14 protein-coding genes are annotated in these 17,517 nt (G+C 65.0%); 6 read left to right on the top strand and 8 right to left on the bottom strand.

What is annotated here, in order from left to right; all coding sequences use genetic code 11:
* The first annotated feature begins 27 nt into the window (after positions 1-27).
* A complete protein-coding gene (locus tag HMPREF9465_RS09745; protein WP_005436479.1) occupies positions 28-456 on the top strand; it encodes a GNAT family N-acetyltransferase in 429 nt (142 codons plus the stop codon).
* 162 nt (positions 457-618) lie between these two features.
* Here HMPREF9465_RS09745 and HMPREF9465_RS09740 read toward each other — a convergent pair whose 3' ends face one another.
* Genes HMPREF9465_RS09740 through HMPREF9465_RS09730 form a run of 3 tightly spaced genes read right to left on the bottom strand, consistent with a single transcriptional unit; the run spans position 619 to position 4,086 of the window.
* The gene (locus HMPREF9465_RS09740; protein ID WP_005436469.1) at positions 619-1,638 is read right to left on the bottom strand and encodes an aspartate-semialdehyde dehydrogenase; all 1,020 of its coding nucleotides are present in this window, start codon (positions 1,636-1,638) and stop codon (positions 619-621) included.
* A gap of 15 nt (positions 1,639-1,653) precedes the next feature.
* Positions 1,654-3,003 carry an aspartate kinase gene (locus HMPREF9465_RS09735; protein ID WP_005436462.1) on the bottom strand — a complete coding sequence of 450 codons (1,350 nt, stop codon included), beginning with the start codon at positions 3,001-3,003 and terminating at the stop codon, positions 1,654-1,656.
* A 6-nt stretch (positions 3,004-3,009) separates the two neighbouring features.
* Positions 3,010-4,086 carry a homoserine dehydrogenase gene (locus tag HMPREF9465_RS09730; protein ID WP_005436460.1) on the bottom strand — a complete coding sequence of 359 codons (1,077 nt, stop codon included), beginning with the start codon at positions 4,084-4,086 and terminating at the stop codon, positions 3,010-3,012.
* 225 nt (positions 4,087-4,311) lie between these two features.
* On the opposite strand from HMPREF9465_RS09730, the gene thrC reads away from it, so the two are divergent.
* A complete protein-coding gene (gene thrC / locus HMPREF9465_RS09725; RefSeq protein ID WP_005436459.1) occupies positions 4,312-5,790 on the top strand; it encodes a threonine synthase in 1,479 nt (492 codons plus the stop codon).
* A gap of 15 nt (positions 5,791-5,805) precedes the next feature.
* On the top strand, positions 5,806-6,690 hold the full coding sequence (thrB, locus tag HMPREF9465_RS09720; protein ID WP_005436457.1) for a homoserine kinase: 885 nt from the start codon (positions 5,806-5,808) through the stop codon (positions 6,688-6,690).
* A 91-nt stretch (positions 6,691-6,781) separates the two neighbouring features.
* On the opposite strand, the gene HMPREF9465_RS09715 is transcribed toward thrB, so the two are convergent.
* The 4 genes from HMPREF9465_RS09715 to mltG all read right to left on the bottom strand — a co-directional run bounded on the left by HMPREF9465_RS09715 (position 6,782) and on the right by mltG (position 11,684).
* Positions 6,782-7,477, bottom strand: coding sequence for a hypothetical protein (locus tag HMPREF9465_RS09715; RefSeq protein ID WP_005436455.1), 696 nt, complete (start codon positions 7,475-7,477; stop codon positions 6,782-6,784).
* Between the two features lie 344 nt (positions 7,478-7,821).
* Entirely contained in the window at positions 7,822-8,811 is a 990-nt protein-coding gene (locus HMPREF9465_RS09710; protein ID WP_005436453.1) for a YgfZ/GcvT domain-containing protein, read from the bottom strand.
* Between the two features lie 27 nt (positions 8,812-8,838).
* Entirely contained in the window at positions 8,839-10,125 is a 1,287-nt protein-coding gene (gene iscB, locus HMPREF9465_RS09705; protein ID WP_231289383.1) for an RNA-guided endonuclease IscB, read from the bottom strand.
* A 251-nt stretch (positions 10,126-10,376) separates the two neighbouring features.
* Positions 10,377-11,684 carry an endolytic transglycosylase MltG gene (mltG, locus tag HMPREF9465_RS09700; RefSeq protein ID WP_005436450.1) on the bottom strand — a complete coding sequence of 436 codons (1,308 nt, stop codon included), beginning with the start codon at positions 11,682-11,684 and terminating at the stop codon, positions 10,377-10,379.
* Between the two features lie 232 nt (positions 11,685-11,916).
* Here mltG and tmk point away from each other — a divergent pair, with 232 nt between their 5' ends.
* The gene (gene tmk, locus HMPREF9465_RS09695) at positions 11,917-12,531 is read left to right on the top strand and encodes a dTMP kinase (protein WP_005436444.1); all 615 of its coding nucleotides are present in this window, start codon (positions 11,917-11,919) and stop codon (positions 12,529-12,531) included.
* The gene (locus HMPREF9465_RS09690; protein WP_005436442.1) at positions 12,522-13,565 is read left to right on the top strand and encodes a DNA polymerase III subunit delta; all 1,044 of its coding nucleotides are present in this window, start codon (positions 12,522-12,524) and stop codon (positions 13,563-13,565) included. The genes tmk and HMPREF9465_RS09690 overlap by 10 nt, the downstream gene beginning before the upstream one ends.
* 98 nt (positions 13,566-13,663) lie before the next feature.
* Here HMPREF9465_RS09690 and HMPREF9465_RS09685 read toward each other — a convergent pair whose 3' ends face one another.
* On the bottom strand, positions 13,664-15,175 hold the full coding sequence (locus HMPREF9465_RS09685; RefSeq protein WP_005436440.1) for a tyrosine-type recombinase/integrase: 1,512 nt from the start codon (positions 15,173-15,175) through the stop codon (positions 13,664-13,666).
* 110 nt (positions 15,176-15,285) lie between these two features.
* On the opposite strand from HMPREF9465_RS09685, the gene HMPREF9465_RS09680 reads away from it, so the two are divergent.
* Entirely contained in the window at positions 15,286-17,496 is a 2,211-nt protein-coding gene (locus HMPREF9465_RS09680) for an ATP-binding protein (protein ID WP_005436438.1), read from the top strand.
* Positions 17,497-17,517 lie beyond the last annotated feature (21 nt).

Raw genomic sequence — 17,517 nt, 5'->3', positions numbered from 1 at the left:
AGTCACGATTATTCGAGGAGACAACTCATGCAGACCGCACCCAATATCGTCCACGGCGACTGGAAGACCTATCAGCACGAGGCCGAGCGCGTGCGCGCCATGGTCTTCATCGCGGAGCAGAAGGTGCCCCGCGAGCTGGAGTTCGACGAGGACGACAAGACGGCCGAGCACTTCATTTCGTTCGACGCAAGGCACATGGTCACGGGCTGCGCAAGGCTGCTCGACAACGGTCGCATCGGCCGCGTCGCGGTACTCCGTCCCTTCCGCGGCCGCGGCATCGGCGAGGCCGTGATGAAGACTGTCCTCGAGCGCGCGAAGGCGCGCGGCATGAAGGACGTGCACCTCGCCGCACAGGTGCAGGCCATGCCGTTCTATGAGCGCCTCGGCTTCGAGCCCTTCGGCGACGAGTTCGACGAGGCAGGAATCCCGCACCGCATGATGCGCCTCGTTTTCTGAGGGGTGAGGAAAGCTTCTTGCGTGTCATGCAACTTTTGCTTTTAGGATCAAGCCGCGGCGTCCTTCCTGTCCGGAGGGGCGCCGTTTCGCATGCGTGAAAATGAAGCGGCCCGCCTTCGCAGTGGAAGACGGGCCGTGGACTCAGCAGGTCTCAGGTGCGGGTCACTTCAGGCCGAAGATGAGCTCGGCGATCTGAACGGCGTTCGTCGCGGCGCCCTTGCGGACCTGGTCGGCGCAGCAGAAGAGCGTGAGCGAGCGGTTGAAGGACGCGGCGTCGGCGGAAAGGTCGCGGCGCACGCGGCCGACGTAGACGAGGTCTTGGTCGCTCGTAAGGAGCGGCATCGGGTACTGGCCGTTGTTCGGATCGTCGCAGAGGACGACGCCGGGAGCTTCGGCGAGGAGCTCGCGGGCCTTGTCGGGCGTGATGTCGTTCTCGAACTCAAGGGTGATGGCCTCGGAGTGGGAGCGGATGATGGGCACGCGCACGCAGGTGCAGGCGAAGCGGATGGTCTCGTCGTGGAGCATCTTGCGGCCTTCGTTCTGCATCTTCATCTCTTCCGAGGAGTAGCCCATTTCGTTGAAGCCGCCGATCTGCGGGATCAGGTTGTAGGCGATCGGATAGGGGAAGCAGGAGCCTTCGGCGCGCTGGCCGTTGGCGGCCTTGACTTCGGCCTCAAGGGCGTCGATGCCGGCCTTGCCTGCGCCGGAGACGGCCTGATAGGTCGAGACGACCATGCGGCGGATGCGGGCGTGGCGGTGAAGCGAGTTGACGGCGGTGAGGCCGATGATGGTCGCGCAGTTCGGGTTTGCGATGAGGCCCTTGGAGAGCTTCACGTCCTCGGGGTTCACTTCGGGGATGACGAGCGGAACATCGGGATCAAGGCGGAAGGCGCTGGAGTTGTCCACGACGTGGATGCCCATCTTCGCGGCTTCGGGCAGGAACTGTTTGGCGACGGGATTGTCGGCGGCGCCGAGCAGGAGGTCAAGGCCCTTGAAGGCCTCGAGGCTGGCTTCCTGAACGACGATGTCCTGGCCCTCGTAGTTGATCACCTTGCCTGCGGAGCGGGCGGAGCCGAAGAGGCGGAGTTCGGAGATGGGGAACTTGCGTTCGGCGAGGACGATTCGCATCTGTTCGCCGACGGCGCCCGTGGCGCCGAGAATGCCGACTTTGTAGCTGGCCATGATGATTGTCTCCTGTCAAGCGTTCTGAGCCTGCTGGGCCCTGACTTCTTTGGCTTCAGCGGCAAAGGTTTCGTAAAGGGCGGCGACGGCGCGGTTGAAGTCCTTGTTTTCGACGCCGACGATGATGTTGAGCTCGGCGCTTCCCTGGGCGATCATGCGGACGTTGATGCCGGCCTTGCCGAGGGCGGCGAAGAGACGGCCCGAGGTGCCGGGGCGGGAGTTCATGTTGCGGCCCACCGTCGCGATCAGCGCGAAGGGTTCGGTGAGGCGGATGGAGTCGGGCTTCATTGCCTCCTGGATGCGGGCGATGATCTCGTAGACGTTCTGCTTCACGTCGGCCTTGGCGACCACGACGGAGAAGCTGTCGATGCCGGAAGGCAGATGCTCGACCGAGACGTTGTAGGACTCAAGGATGGAGAGCACCTCGCGCACGAAGCCAACGCGGTTGGACATGTTCTTCTTCGAGATTTCGATGGAGACGAAGTCCTTCTTGCCTGCAATGCCGGTGACGAGCGGAGCCGTCGGGTCGGCGGGGATCTTGTCGCGCACGATCGTGCCCAGATCCTGCGGGCGGTTGGTGTTGAGGACCTGAATCGGAATGTTCCTCTCGCGCAGTGGGAAGACGGCGTCTTCGTGAAGCACGCTCGCGCCCATGTAGGAGAGCTCGCGCAGCTCGGAGAAGGTGATCTGTTCGATGTTGCGGGGATTTTCGACGATGCGCGGGTCGGCCATCAGGAAGCCGGAGACGTCGGTCCAATTCTCATAGAGGTCGGCCTGGATGCAGCGGGCGAGGATGGAGCCCGAGATGTCGGAGCCGCCGCGGCTCATGACGCGGACGTGGCCGTCGGGAAGCCGGCCGTAGAAGCCGGGCATCACGAAGCGGTCGTGCTTCTTGAGGATTTCCTTGAGGCGTTCGGTGGTTTCGTTGAAGTTGAAGGTGCCGTCGAAGTTGATGCAGACAACGTCGGTGGCGTCGACAAAGGGGAACCCGAGGTAGTCTGCCATCAGGCGGGAGGTGAAGTACTCGCCGCGGCTGACGATTTCGTCGACGGACATTTCGGGAAGGCTGTCGCGCATCTTCGCGAGATCGGTCTCGATGTCGACCTTCAGGCCGAGCTCGTCGCGAATGCTGCGGAAGCGGTCGGCGATCATGTTGAAGAGCGGCAGATAGTCGACGTGATAGGTCACGTGGGCCTGGCAGAGATAGAGCAGGTCGGTGATCTTGTTGTCACCCTTGAAGCGCTTGCCGGAGGCCGAGGAGACGACGAATCGTCGGGACGGATCGGCCTCGATGATGGCCTTGACTTTCTTGAATTGTTCGGCGTCGGCGACGCTCGAGCCGCCGAATTTGGTGATTTTGATCATGTTGGATTACTCCGTGGCCTGAGGTTCAAAGGCAAGGAAGGACTGCTTTTGACGCGCGATCTCGATGAGCTCGGCGAGGGGGCGTCCCGGAAGGACTTCGTCCGGGAAGTGGCCTGTGCCGCAGAGCAGGGCGGGGTCGTACGTCAGGGGGCGGTCGAGAACCGGCCTGCCGGTCTCTCCGCGTCCGAGGGAAATCAGGTCCTGAATCATGGCGTCGGCCGTGGGCCTGCCGCCCGCGCCCTGCCCGACGATCGAGAGGGCGCCCACCACGTCGCCGGTGATGCGGCCGTAATTCAGGTTGTCGTGAACGTGTGCGGCGATTTCGTCCTGGGAAAGAAGCACCGGCACGATGCCGACGGCGTAGCGATCGCCGCGCCTTTCGCTGAGCATCATGAGGCGGAGGCTGCGGCCACGCTCGCGGGCCGCGGCGATGATGCCTCTCGTCACGCCCACGATGCCCGCCGTCGGAATATCGCTCACGACGGGGGTGCGGTAGGCAAGCGAGGCGGAGATGATCGCCTTGTTGCGGACGTCGGCGCCCGTGATGTCGGCCGTCGGGTCGGCTTCGGCGTAGCCGAGGGCCTGGGCGCGTGCGAGCGCCTCCTCGAAGGAGAGGCCGCTCCTCTCCATGTGGTCGAGCATGTAGTTGCAGGTGCCGTTGAGGATGCCCGAGACGTCGGAGACCTCGTTGAAGCGGGCGGTCTTCTTGATCATCTCGACCCAGTGCATGCCGCCTCCACAGCTCGCTTCGAAGAGAAGCGAGACGTTGTTGGCGCGGGCAAGCTCGGCGAGTCCCTTGAGATCGGCGGCCACGGCGGCCTTGTTGGATGTGACGACGTGCTTGCCGGCCGCAAGCGCGGCGCGGATGTAGGAGAGGGCGGGGTCGCGGCCCGGGAGGGCCTCGACGATGCATGTGACCTCGGGGTCGTTCAGCACGGCCTCGAACGAGTCGGTCATCAGGGGGCCGTCCGCGTGGCCGGGTCGCCGCAGAATGTGCCTGATCCTGATCCCGCAGTCACGCTCGTCCAGAAGTTCGGCCACGGTGCGGCCGACGGTTCCGTATCCAAGCAGTCCGATGTTCAATTGGGGCTCCGTTTTCGTGAAGGGCGATTCGCTCACGCTTCAGGATTGAAGCCTGAGCGGAAAACACCACTTATGCATCATATCGGATTATTCTGCCAACGTCTTCGGGCGCATGTCTTAGGTGAAATGCCCTAGAAGGCTTTAGCCTTGAGGTGAAACGCGGTTTTTTTGCAGGCTTTGTGCCACAATGAACCGATTGTTCCCAAATTTCGGAGAAGTTCCTCCATGATCTACCACAGCACGAGAAGCCTTGAAAACGGCGTGAATGCCCGCGAAGCCCTGCTCAAGGGCCTGTGCGACGACGGTGGCCTCTATGTGAGCGACGAGCTCCTCACCTGCGTCCTGACGCCCGACATGCTCAAGGGCCTCACGTACCGCGAGACGGCGCTGCGCGTCTTCTCGGTCCTGCTCTCCGACTTCACGAAGACCGAGCTCGCCGAGGGCATCGAGCGCGCCTATGCCGACAACTTCGCGAGCGTCGCCGTGACGCCCGTGACCCGCGTGGGCGACGAATTCCTGCTCGAGCTGCATCACGGTCCCACGTCCGCCTTCAAGGACGTCGCCCTGTGCATGCTGCCGCAGCTCATGAGCGCCGCGCTCAAGGACACGGGCCGCCGCGTCATGATCGCGACGGCGACCTCGGGCGACACGGGCAAGGCCGCCCTTTCGGGCTTCATGAACGTGCCCGGCATCGGCATCACGGTCTTCTATCCGCATGGCAAGGTGAGCGACATCCAGTACCTGCAGATGGCGACCCAGGAGGGTCGCAACGTCGCGGTCGCCGCCGTCGAGGGCAACTTCGACGACGTGCAGAGCACCGTCAAGAAGATCTTCGCCTCGGACCTCAGGCAGGAGCTCGCCGACGAAGGCGTGGAACTCTCCTCGGCCAACTCGATCAACATCGGCCGCCTCGTGCCCCAGGTCGTCTACTACTTCGACGCCTACCGCCAGCTCGTCGAGGCCAACGAGGTCGAACAGGGCGCCAAGGTCGACTTCTGCGTCCCGACGGGCAATTTCGGCGACGTGCTCGCGGGCTACTATGCGTACCGCATGGGCCTGCCCGTGCGCCACTTCATCGTGGCGAGCAACGCCAACAACGTGCTCACGGACTTCCTGACGACGGGCGTCTACGACCGCAACCGTCCGTTCGTGAAGACGATCACGCCGAGCATGGACATCCTGATCTCGAGCAACCTCGAGCGCATGCTCTACTACGCATCCGAGGGCGACACGGCGCTCATCGCCCGCCTCATGGAGAACCTCAGGAACGAGGGCGTCTTCAGGGTCGAGGGCGAGATGCTCGAGCGCATCCGCTCGCTCTTCAAGTGCGGCTGGGCCGACGACGCCGAAACCTCCGCGATGATCCGCGAGGCCTGGCGCAAGGACGGCCGCCTCGTCGACCCGCACACCGCCGTGGCCCTCAAGGTCGCCCGCGAGCGCGCCGACAGGTCGGTGCCGTGCGTGGTGCTCTCGACGGCGAGCCCCTTCAAGTTCTGCCGCGACGTCTACATCGCGCTCACTGGCAGGCCGCTTGAAGGCGATCCCGACGGCTTCGCATACATGGACGCGCTTTCCGGGCTCACGAGTGAAAACGCCCCCGCGCCTCTTGCAGGGCTGCGCTCGATGCCCGTGCTCCACAAGGACGTCGTGCGTCCCGAGGGCATGGCCGACTTCATCCGCGCGACCGTCGCGCGCGCATTCTGACAGGGGAGGCCGCACATGAAAGTCACCGTCCGCGTTCCCGCCTCGACCTCGAACCTCGGTCCCGGCTACGATTCGCTCGGCATGGCCCTCTCGCTGCAGGCGAAGTTCACGTTCGAGCCCTCCGACGAGCTCGTGATCGAGGGCTGTCCCGAGGCCTACCGAAATGCCGACAACCTCGTCATGCAGGGCTTCCGCATGGTCTGCGAGAAGGCGGGCCGTCCCGTGCCCGCCGTGCATCTCGTGATCGACTCCGAGGTGCCCGTCGCTCGCGGTCTCGGATCTTCGAGCACCTGTATTGCGGGCGGCATGGCCGCCGCCAACGCGATGCTCGGCAATCCGTTCACGACCGACGACCTCTTCCAACTCTGCACGGCCTTCGAGGGCCATCCCGACAACGCCGCGCCGGCCTTCCTCGGCGGCCTGACGGCGAGCTTCATGCACGAGGGCAGGGCCGTCGCCGTTCCGTTCTCGCCCGATCCCGCCTGGCGCTTCGTGGCCGTGATCCCGAACTACGAGGTCCGTACCGAGGAGGCCCGCAGGATCGTCAGGCGCGACATCGACCTCTCGGCCGCCGTTCACACGATGTCCCACGCCATCGCGATGGTGAGGGGCCTTGAGACGGGCGACGAGGCGCTGGTGGGCGCCGCCTGCGCGGACGTCCTGCACGAGCCCTACCGCCGCACGCTCATCGCCGAGTACAACGCCATGCGCGCCATGGCGCTCGAGGCGGGCGCCGCCACCTTCTTCATCAGCGGCTCGGGCTCGACCATGATCGCTGCCACGAAGTCCGAGGCCGTCGCCGAAGCCTTCGTCGCGAAGGTCCGCGAGACCTGGCCCGACTTCGCCGCCAGAGTGCTCACCGTCTGTCACGAGGGCACGACTGTCACGGTCGAGGACTGAGGCTGCAGCTTCTGAAGGAACAAAAAGGTGCCGTCTCCCGAATGAGGAGTCGGCGCCTTTTGCTTGGGCGTTCTGTTTGCGGACGACGGGATCAATGTTCGAGCACGTGCGGATTCTCGAGAAGACTTTCGGGCGTACCGTAGCGCACGAGGCAGATCTCGGCGCCGCCGATCTGGAGGATGAGGCCGAGCGGAGCGCTCTCTACGTCGAGGACCGCATAGAGGCTGTCGCCGTTTCCGACGGGTCGCAGCCCCTCGGGTACGCGCCTGTTCGTGAGCTCGGTGAAGAGCGCCTCAAGGGCGGCGATGATGGCGGAACGCCTCGGGTCGCCCACGATGAGGGACTTGTCGAACCGGAACTGCTTGGTTTCGAGAAGCTCGAGCGGCGCGTCGGGGCCGCTCTGAAGCATCGAGCCGTCGGCGCTTTCGCGCTCGCGTTCACGCCAGCGCAACTTGGCCTGCGCGTCCTGCAGGGCGCGCAGCGTGACGAGCGAGGGCAGAAGCGTCTCGGGCTTGGCCGCAGGGGGATTGAACGAGTAGAAGGGCTCTGCGGGATCGGGACGGGCGAAGAGGTCGCCCTGCACGAAGTGCGCGCCTGCGTCCCCACCGTCCGTCCTCTTCGGACGGGCACGCCCCTTGCGCAGCGGCACGACACCTTCGCGTGCAGTGCGCTCGAGAAGCTGGCGGATCACGCCCTCGGGTGTCAGTCCGGCCCCTGCGAGCACTTCGGCCGCCTTCCCCGCCTCGATCTCGTCGAGCGTGATGGTGAACGTGAGGGTCTTCTGCATGGGCTTGGGAATAAGTGAATCATGCGGGCGGAACGCTGTGTCCGCCTTGTCTGTCTGAGTCTAGCAGAGGAAATTTGGAAAAACGCTCAAAACCATGTTTTCCCTCAGGCGCAGGTGCCGGAATGTTGCGCGGACGCATCCAAAGGAAGCCCTCTCACGGGACGGCACGGCCGCCCTGCAGGGAGCCGGAAGATGGCTCGGTTGAATTTGCCATTTTGCCTTCCGTATAAGCCGACATAACATGTTCTGTCTGTTGCGCAGGAGAAAGGGTGAGGCTCATGAAGGAAAAGGCGGCCGTCACCACAGAGGGATGACGGCCGCCGGTCGAATGCGGATCAGTGCGATCAGGCTGCGGACGGGATCTTGTAGGGCAGCGGCAGGATCGAGATCGGCGCGCCTTCGGGCGTGAGCGTGAGGCGGCCCGTGAGGGCGGAGCGCAGGGACGAGAAGGCGACGAGGGTCGAGATTTCGCCCGCGACGGCCTGCGTCACGAAGCCGGCTTCGGCGCCGTCGCAGTATACGGAAGCGCCGGGGAGCGGGGCCTCGGTGCCGGCCACGAGGCCGAAGGCGGCGCGGCGGCTCGTCTCGCCGATGTGCTGGACGCGGGAGACGACTTCCTGTCCGGGGTAGCAGCCCTTGTTGAAGACGACGCCGCCCGAAAGTTCGTAGTTGACGGCCTGCGGCACGAAGAGTTCGCGTGAGCCCGGCCAGACGGTGGTCTTGCCTGCGGCGATTTCGGAGGCCCACCAGAGGGCGGAGTCCGTCGAGGCGTCGGCAAAGCGGGCGTCGTCCTTCGGGGCAATGATGAGCGCACGGCGGCCTCCTGCGCAGAAGCCCTCGACTTTGGAGGCAGGTTCGGCGTCGACGATGACGAGGCCGTCGTGGCGAACGACGCGGCTGGGCGCCGGGACGGGCAGGCCCGCAGCTTCGAGGAAGGCCTCGGCGCCGGCGGGAACGCCCGTCATGACGACGTCGCCGCCCGTGCACGTGAAGGTCACGTCGGCGCGGAGCACGTACATGCGCAGGCGCTTGAAGAAGGCGGGCGCAACAGCCTTCGGGACGAGCATCATGACGTCGTCGCCGTCCATCCAGACGCGGAACGTGGCGAGAAGGCGGCCCTTCGGGGTGCAGTAGCCCGCATTGCGGACTTCGTCGGCGAGGCCCGTGACGGCGTTCGTAAACTGGCCGTGCAGGAACGTGACGGCGTCCTTGCCAGAGACGCGCATCAGACCGTATTCGGTGACGCGGCAGCAGGGGGCGGTCGTCGTGAGGGCAAATCGGCCTGCGTCGTCGCCGGCGTCGGCGGTCGTGCAGGCATTGGCGTTGCAGTTCATAGAAATTCGGCGCGGAAACCTCTGTCTTCAGACAGGGGAGGAAGCGCCGTCCTCCTTTCTAAGTTCGGTTAAACAGGTGCTTCTCTTTTCGAGAAGCGTGAGCTTCCTGTAGTTGATGCAGGAAGAAATTTTTACGCCGTCCAGCCTCCGGACATCGAAGTAGCCGGACGATCTTCGCCCGAAGATGAAGCCGGTTTGCCCAAGACATCTCACCTTGTCGAAGAGCCTGAAGTTCTTGACCAGATGCGGTGTTTGATTGAGCTTTCGGTATCCGATCTTCGTGCCGTCCTTAAGCGTCTTCGAGAGCACCGTACACTTGTGAATCTGACGGTTGTGCTTGCGAACCTGTCGCTGATGGAGATAGACGCCTCTTCGTACGGCCTTGAGGTTTCCCGCAATGCAGTAGGCATCGACGCAATGCGCTTTGGGGAGTCCCAGGGTGATGCGCGTGTTCTTCGTCAGATAGCCGTAGGTGTTCTCAACAGGCAAGCCGGGATGCGCCTTGCGCACGCGATCGAGCAATGTCCAACGCATGATGCCCATGAAGGCTTCCTCCCTGAACGATTGGCCGCGCTTGACCTTCAACTTGATCTTCCCTGCGTGACAGGCCTTGTGGCAGGTCTCGCAGAGCGTAATCAGGTTGTTGGGCGCATCGCCGCCGGTTTGGCGGCTTTCGAGGTGGTGTACGTTGAGGATCTTGTCCTTCGCATGACCGTGACAGTGTTGGCAAACGTGACCGTCTCTAAAGAGAACGTATTCACGCACGTTCCAAAAGCCGAGCTGATCGCCCTGCTGATAGTCCGTGCCCTCGACATCCGGATGCTTGATCTTCTGAATGTCGAAGGACGCCGTCTCGATCACGATCTTGGTGACAGGCAGCAGTCCGCAGATCGCATCAATGCGCGACAGGTGCGCCTGAATGCGGTTTTCAACGGAAGGGGGAAGCCATCCATTGTGTTTCGAGCGTACACGGTTCAAAAAGCGCGGCGCACGGTAGCGCGTCTTGCGCTGGCGGCGCTCACGACGCAGCGAGAACCGGGCAGCCAGAAGCCCCGTGATGTCCTGTCGAAGTTCGACTTCGGACGCAAAGACCTCTTCCTTTTCCGTCGCAGCGGAAAGGCCGACATGCTTTGCGCCGGCGTCAACGCCCAGTATCACGCTCTGCTTCGTTTCACCGGTGGCGATTCGAAGTTGAATCGTGAACGGCGTTCGTCGCCTCACCACGGCCTTGCCTGCCTTGAGCAGATGCCTTGCCTTTGCAGGCGAGCACGGCATCAAGGGCCGGCCGCGCATGTTCAAAACAAATACTTTCAAAGCATCTCCTTTGCGGATACCCGCAGGCTCCGCTTACACGGCCCGAAGGCCGGTTGACATCCTTCGCCAATGTTGGAAGGGGTTTGGTGCCTGCAACACCGCTCCTACCTCTCGGAGCTTTTAATCACAGGCCGCAGAGCGTGGAACTAGGATGTACATCCCACGGTGCCTGTACATTCCCAACCAACGTAGCGCCTCTCGAAAGAGGGGCGCTGAGGCTAGTCAATAAAGACTCTTTCAAGCCTCTGTCTTCAGACAGGGGTTATTGACCGTGCTGTTTCCTTCGTAGGTTGCGGTTCCTTGGGCTTGGCCTTCTTCTGCGTCTTCGGGCGGTTCAGGATGAACTGCCTGACGGCGCGGTTGTGTTCGGCGAGGCTCTGCGAGAAATGGCTCGAGCCGTCGCCCTTCGAGACGAAGTAGAGGAACCTGGTGTCGGCGGGATTGACCGCAGCCTCGATCGACGCCCAGGTGGGCGCGGCGATCGGCGTGGGCGGAAGCGCCGGAATGACGTACGTATTGTAAGGGGTCGGCGTCTGCAGATCCTTGCGGGTGATGTTGCCGCTGAACTTCTCGCCGAGGCCGTAGATGACGGTCGGGTCGGTCTGCAGCGGCATGCCGATGCTCAGGCGGTTGTTGAAGACCGAGCTCACGAGGTGGCGATCAGTGGCAAGGCCCGTCTCCTTCTCGATGATGGAGGCGAGCGTGAGCGCCTCATAGGGCGTCTTCACCTTAGCGGCCTCGGAGCGGGACTCCCAGGCCTTGGCCAGAAGGGCCTTCTGCTTGGCGACGGCCTGCTTCATGACGGCAAGGTCGGCGCTCCCCGACGTGTAGTGGTAGGTGTCGGGCGCAAACCATCCCTCGAGCGAGCCCGCGTCGATGCCGAGCGCACGGCGCAGCTCGGCCTCGGGCATCGAGGCGGCCGTCTGCTTGAGCGCGGTCGCGTTCCTGAAGATGGCGAGTACCTCCCAGACGGGCGCGCCGTCGGGAATCCTGAGCGACTGGTCGACGATCGGTCCCCTGGCGAGCGTTTCGAGAATGCCTGCGGGCGTGAGGTCGGGCTTGAACTCATAAGTGCCCGTGTGGATGCTCGAGAGCTTGTGGTCCTTCACGAGGCGTGCGGCCAGACGCATGTCGAAGTCCTTCACCTGAAGGCCCGCCTCCCGCAGGCGCTCCATTACGCGGCGCGCGGAGTCGCCCGTCTCGACCGTGATGCGCACGGCGGTGTCGGGCGTGGCGGACTCGACCGCACGCTCGAAGACGCGCTGGTCGGCCTCCCAGCGAAGCCCCATGGCCGCGCAGAGCACGACGAGCATGCCGCCCGCGACGAGCGTGAGCGAACGACGGCGGCGACGGGGCTTTTCAGCCGGCTTTTCGCCCGCCTTTTCTTCCGGTTTTTCGTCGGGCGCGCCTTCAGCCTTCGCTTCGGGCTGAGCCTTATCCTGAGCCTCATTCTGATTCCGGGGCAGGGCGGTCGCCGCCATCGTGCCTGCGTTCTGCTCTGCGGGCTCCTGCGCTTCGGGTGCGGCGGCTTCGGTGTTCTTCTTCTCTTCTTGCGTCACGACGGGAAGTCCTGGGTTGAGTGTTCGGGACCTTCGGGCGGCTTGTGCCTCCGAAGGATGAAGTGCGGCACATTTTAGCGCGGGCGGATGCCGGTTCATGGCCTGTGGAGCCCGCCGAGTCGTGAGCGTTTGTTTGAATGTGCGTCTTCGTGGCGGCGCGGGCCAATCCGCTACAATGCCGTAGCGGGTCGTCCGAGCGCGGCCCCGAGAGTTTCAATTCGGAGTTTCACAGATGGCGACAGGACGCTTTATTTCCTTTGAAGGCATTGACGGGGCGGGCAAGACCACGCAGATCGACGGGCTCGAGCGCCTCATCAGGGCCGCGGGGCATGAGGTCGTGCGCACGCGAGAACCCGGCGGCACGCCGCTCGGGGAGAAGATCCGCGGCCTGCTCCTTACGGACGAGATGACGCCGCGCACGGAGACGCTGCTCTTCTTCGCCGCCCGCTGCGAGCATGCCGAGAAGGTGATCAAGCCTGCGCTTGAGCGCGGCGCCTGGGTTCTCTCCGACCGCTTCACCGACGCCACCTACGCCTATCAGACGGGCGGCAAGGGCATGAAGGGCGAGGACGTCGAGGCGCTCGAGGCCTGGACGCTCGCGGGCTTTGCGCCCGACGTGACGGTGCTCTTTGATCTGGCGCCCGAGGTGGCTGCGCGCCGCCGCACGATCCGTGCGGGCGAAGGCGACAGGTTCGAACGCGAGAGCGCGGACTTCTTCGCCCGCGTGCGCAACGCCTATCTGGACCGCGCCGCCCGTGATCCGAAGCGCTTCGTCAGGGTCAATGCCGAGGAGGCGCCCGAGACGATCGCCGCGCAGCTTGAGAAGGAGTTCGCCAAATGGCTCTGACGCAGTACCCCTGGCTCGAGGAGGCCGCCGCACGCCTTGACGCGATGCGCGAAAGGCTTCCCAACGCGATCCTCATCCACGGCATGCCCGGCGTGGGCACGTTCGAGCTCGCCCGCTGGTTCGCCGAGCGCCTTCTTTGCGAAAGCCCGAAGGCCGACGGGTCGCCCTGCGGCAAGTGCCCTGGCTGCCGCATGATGCACGCCAACGGCCATCCCGACTGCCGCATCGTCGTGAGCGAATTCCTCGCAAACGCGCTCGACCTGCCGTACACCCCGCCCGAAACCTCCTCGTCCTCGAAGAAGCTTTCGCGCGAAATCCGCATTCATCAGTTCCGCGCCCTCACGGACTTCCTCACGATGGCGCCGAGCCGCGGAGGACGCCGCTGCGTGCTCGTCTATCCCGCCGACATGGTGCGCGCCGAGGCCGCCGCCTCGCTGCTCAAGTCGATGGAGGAGCCGCCCGAGGGGTGCGTCTTCATTCTTGCGGCCGACGACATCGACGCCGTGCTCCCGACGATCCGCTCGAGGTCGCGCCTGCTGCGCGTGGGCGTTCCGTCGAAGGAGGACGCGCTTGCATGGCTCTCGACCCAGAAGCGCCTCAAGGGCGATCCCGAGGTCGCGCTCGCCATGGCGGGCGGCGCGCCCCTCAACGCCGTGAAGGACATCACGGGCCTCACGCTCGACGCGAAGGCCTCCGCCACGCTCAGGGACCTGCTCGCCCGCGGCCGCAGCCTCACGCCCGACAGCATCGTGCGCGGCTACTCGGCCTCGATGGGCATTCCCGCAGTTGCGCTTTATCTCTCCCGCTGGTGCTACGACCTGCTGCGCGTGAAGTCGGGCGCCGAGCCGCACTTCTTCATCCGCGAGAAGGACGTGCTCGAGAAGATCGCCGCCGATGCGACGATGAAGAACCTTCTCTCGCTCAATGCCGCCGTCGCCGAAATGCGCCGTTCGGCCGAGCATCCGCTCGCACCCCGCCAGGTCTGGGAGGGCGTGCTGCTCGTCTACGTCAGGGCGCTCGGCGGCCAGGTCTGACGCTCAGCCTCATTCGGTTCATCTAAATAAGCGGCCCCGCCCTCCGTAAAGGAAGACGGGGCCGTGTTGTCTTCTGCGGGCGTCCTTCCTTCCCGGAATCAAAGCGCCTTCATCTTCTCCATCGCCTCGCTCATCGCCTCTTCTTCGGGCGAGAGGTATCGGCCCGTCGTGGCCACGGAGGCGTGTCCCATGGCGGCCTGCACGACGTTGACGCTCATCTCGGTCAGGGCGTTGACGGCGAAGGTGTGCCTGAGCCAGTGGGTGGACGAGGCGCGGAGCTTGGCGGCGTCCATCGGACGCTCGGCGGCGACGTCGAGCGCGACTTCCTCGAGAAACTTCGTGAGCACGACGTAGAGTCCGCTTCGGGTCATGGGGCCGTGTGCGTTCCTGCCGCGGCCTAGGTTGACGAGAAGCGGCGTTTCGGGATCGGACCCCGCGACGCCCGCAATGCCGCGGGCCCTGAGCGCGTCGTCGATGATCGTGCGCTGCTCGTCGTTGAGCGGCAGGCGCCTGACCTTGGCGCCCTTGCCGACGATCTCGATGGCGGCGCGGACCTTGAAGCCCACGCGCCTCTCGACGATCCAGCCCGTGCGCGCGTCGAGCATTTCGGAGGCGCGCATGCCGAGGCTCTTGCCCATCATCAGGATGAGCTTCATGCGCTCGCGCGGCCATCCTTCGGGGAGATCGTCGATGCGGGAGACGATCTCGGCCCACTGCTCGTCGGTGAGCGAGCGGTCCGCAAAGGCCTGCGGGGCGCCTTCGCCCTTGAGGAGCGGAACCTTGGGGCTCACCTGGTCGAAGGGGCTGAAGATGAGGTAGCCGGTGTTCTTGAGAAAGTTGTGCAGCTGGCGCACGACCACGACGGCGTTTCTTCGGCTCGTTGCGGAGAGCGGGCCGTTGAAGGGACGCCAGGCGGGCGAGGTGCGGGGCATGTTCTTGGGACCGATCCAGCGGCTCTGGGGAATGCGCCACTGCTGCGCCCAGGCCTTCTCGTCGGTGCGGCCGAGCCCCTCGAGCCAGCGCAGGAAGAGCGCCGCGTCGCCCGCCCTCACGGAGGAGAGCGCCGTGCGGCGCTCAAGCAGGCACCAGAGAAGGTAGCGCTCGGCCTCCTTTCTGTAGCTCGCCTGCGTGTTGGGATTGGAGGCGCGTGCCTGAAGCCAGACGCGGATGGCCGAGAGGTCGTCCTCGGCGTCGAGCGAACAGGCCATGGCGGGCGCCCTGTTGAGGCCGCGGTCTCCGCGCAGGCCTTCGGGCACGACGAGGCGCTCCATGGGCACGATGCCCTCGTCGGAGGCCTGGGTCGCGACGGAGCGAGATTCGGGCGAGGGCGCGCAGCCCGGCAGGAAGAAGCGTTCGGTCACTTCGCCCACGTCCCTGCCGTTCCTGTGAAGCCAGGTCATGAGGGCCGTGGCCGTCGAGGCGTCGATGCCCGTGACGGGGCGGAACCACGAGGCGCCCGCGTTGGCGGCGCACTCGTAGAGGTCCTCGGCCGTCTCGATGCCGAAGGTCCTGAGCGGCTCGGCGAGGTCTGGCGGGAGCACGTCCGCGAGCTTGGTGTTATATCGTAGCCCGACGTCGGTCAGCGCAGGCTTCAGTGCTTTTTCGGACATGATTCGGTCGGCAGGTGGCACAATTAGGACAGTTTTTCGTACGAACATTTTGCCTCACCCGGCTGCAGTGCGCACGGCCACGCCCGCCTGCCGCCGGCACAAACCCACCTATGCTTAGCCACATCATCAGGGCGGCTCTTGCAGGCGCCGCGGCCCTCGGGATCGCGTCGTGCGCCTTCGGGGCCGCCGTCAGCGCATCCTACCTCGGCATGGGCACGAGCACGGGCACGCCCTCGGGGGACGTGCTCGCGATCATCAATCCGCACCAGCGCGACCGCTCGCCCATCATCAGCCGCGACGGCGGCGGAGTGCCCGACGACGGCCTCGAGCGTCCCGAGGCCGTGGGACAGCTGAACTTCCAGCGTCCGATGCGCATCGCGGTCCACAACGAGCCCGGATCAGAGCCTGACGCCGAGATGATCAACGCGACGAAGGAGTTCATCCGCGTCATGTTCGGCTCGCAGAACGTGAACATCTATTATCTGAACGACCGCGACCTGTCGCAGTCGATCCGCACGGGCGGCGTGGACTTCTTCATCGCGGACCAGTCCTTCTACGCCCTCGAGCAGGCCATGGGCGGCGTCGAGCAGATCGCCGTCATGTGGCCCGGCACGGGCGACAGTCCGAGCGAGGCGATGGCCTCGACCTTCTTCCGCAAAAAGCCCGCCGACGGCTCCGCAGTTCACGATCCGCTCACCTACGTCGCCACGCACGAGCTCGCCGCCATGACTCCGAAGTCGATGTCGGCCTGGCTCATCGGCGCGGGCGAGCTCGTCAAGCGCCGCCGCATCGGCTACGAGGACCTGCTCTCGAGGACGACCTTCACGAACAACTCGCAGCGCGACCTCGTCGAATACGTGCTCGCGGGCAGGGAGCGCGTGGGGCTTCTGCCCGCCTGCGCGCTCGAGCAGCTCGCGCTTGATCCGTCCTTTCCGATGGACGAGATCGAGGTCCTCAATCCCAAGAAGAAGGACGGCCTCTCCTGCGTCCACTCGACCGAGGTCTACCCCGGCCGCGTCTTTGCGGCCGTCAACGACATCGATCCGACGCTCAAGAAGGCGATGACCGCCGTGCTGCTCGGCATGTCGAGCATCAAGTACGGGGCCGAATGGGCGCTGCCCGTGACGAACCGTCCCGTCTTCGACCTCTTCTACACGCTCAAGATCGGTCCCTACAGCGACCTTGCGGGCTGGAGCTTCCAGCGCTTCGTGAGGGAGCACGCCGAGATCATCGCGCTCATCATGCTCGTGATCTTCCTCGTGCTCACGTACACGACGACGCTCTCGATCCTGGTGCGCCGTCGCACGAGGGCGCTTCGCGACGCTCTGGACCAGCGCGATCGCATCGAGGCCGAGGCCGCGCAGTCGAGGCAGCACATCGCGAACCTCGAGCGCACGGGCATCGTGGGCCAGATGTCGACCATCATCGCGCACGAGCTCAAGCAGCCTCTGGGCGCCATCACCAACTACGGCAACGGCCTTCTGAGGCGCCTCGGGCGCGGAGACGTCGAGCGCGAGAAGCTCGAACTAGCCCTGAGGGAGATCGTCCTGCAGGCCGAACGCGCGAGCAAGATCGTCGAGCGCGTGCGCTCCTACGCCAAGCACGACTATCCGCCGCGCAAGGTCTCCGACCTCTCGATCATCATCGAGAACGCCATCCAGACCTTCAGGCGCTCGCGCACGACCGACGCCGAGCTGACGGTGCGCATGCATCCGCACAGCATGGCCGAGGTCGACGGCTGGGAGATCGAGCTCGTGGTGCTCAACCTCCTCAAGAACGCCGCCGACGCCATTTCGGGCATTCCCGATCCGAAGATCGAGGTCTGCCTCTATCCGAGCGACGAGCACACATGGATCCTGACGGTGGGCGACAACGGTCCCTACATCTCGGACGAGCAGCTCTCGCGCTTCTTCAAGCCGCTGCAGACGAGCAAGGGCGAGGCCGGCATGGGCCTCGGGCTCTCGATCGTCGCCAACATCGCCGAGCGCCATGCGGGCAACATCACGGTCGCACGCAACGGCTCGCGGGGCGTGAAGTTCACGATGACGATCCCCTCCCAGATGAAGGACGTCTCCGTCATCGCCGACATGGGCCCCGAGACCGTCAGCATCTACGAGTCGGGCGGCAACGGCCGCGTGGCCCGCGAGGTGGTCGAGAGGCGCGGCGAGGAGCAGGCCGACGAGTCGCCGCAGCTCGAGAGAAGCCTCCCCGCCACGGTGCACACGGGCACCCTCAACGATGCGGTCCACCTGATGCAGGACGGCGACATGCACCGCACGGGCCGCCCGCGCCCGCCCGGCATCCCCGGCAGCAAGGGTTGATCGAGGGCTTGAGCCGAGGGT

The organism is Sutterella wadsworthensis 2_1_59BFAA, from assembly GCF_000297775.1.
Lineage (GTDB): Bacteria > Pseudomonadota > Gammaproteobacteria > Burkholderiales > Burkholderiaceae_F > Sutterella > Sutterella wadsworthensis_A.
This window is presented reverse-complemented; position numbering and strand designations above follow the sequence as displayed.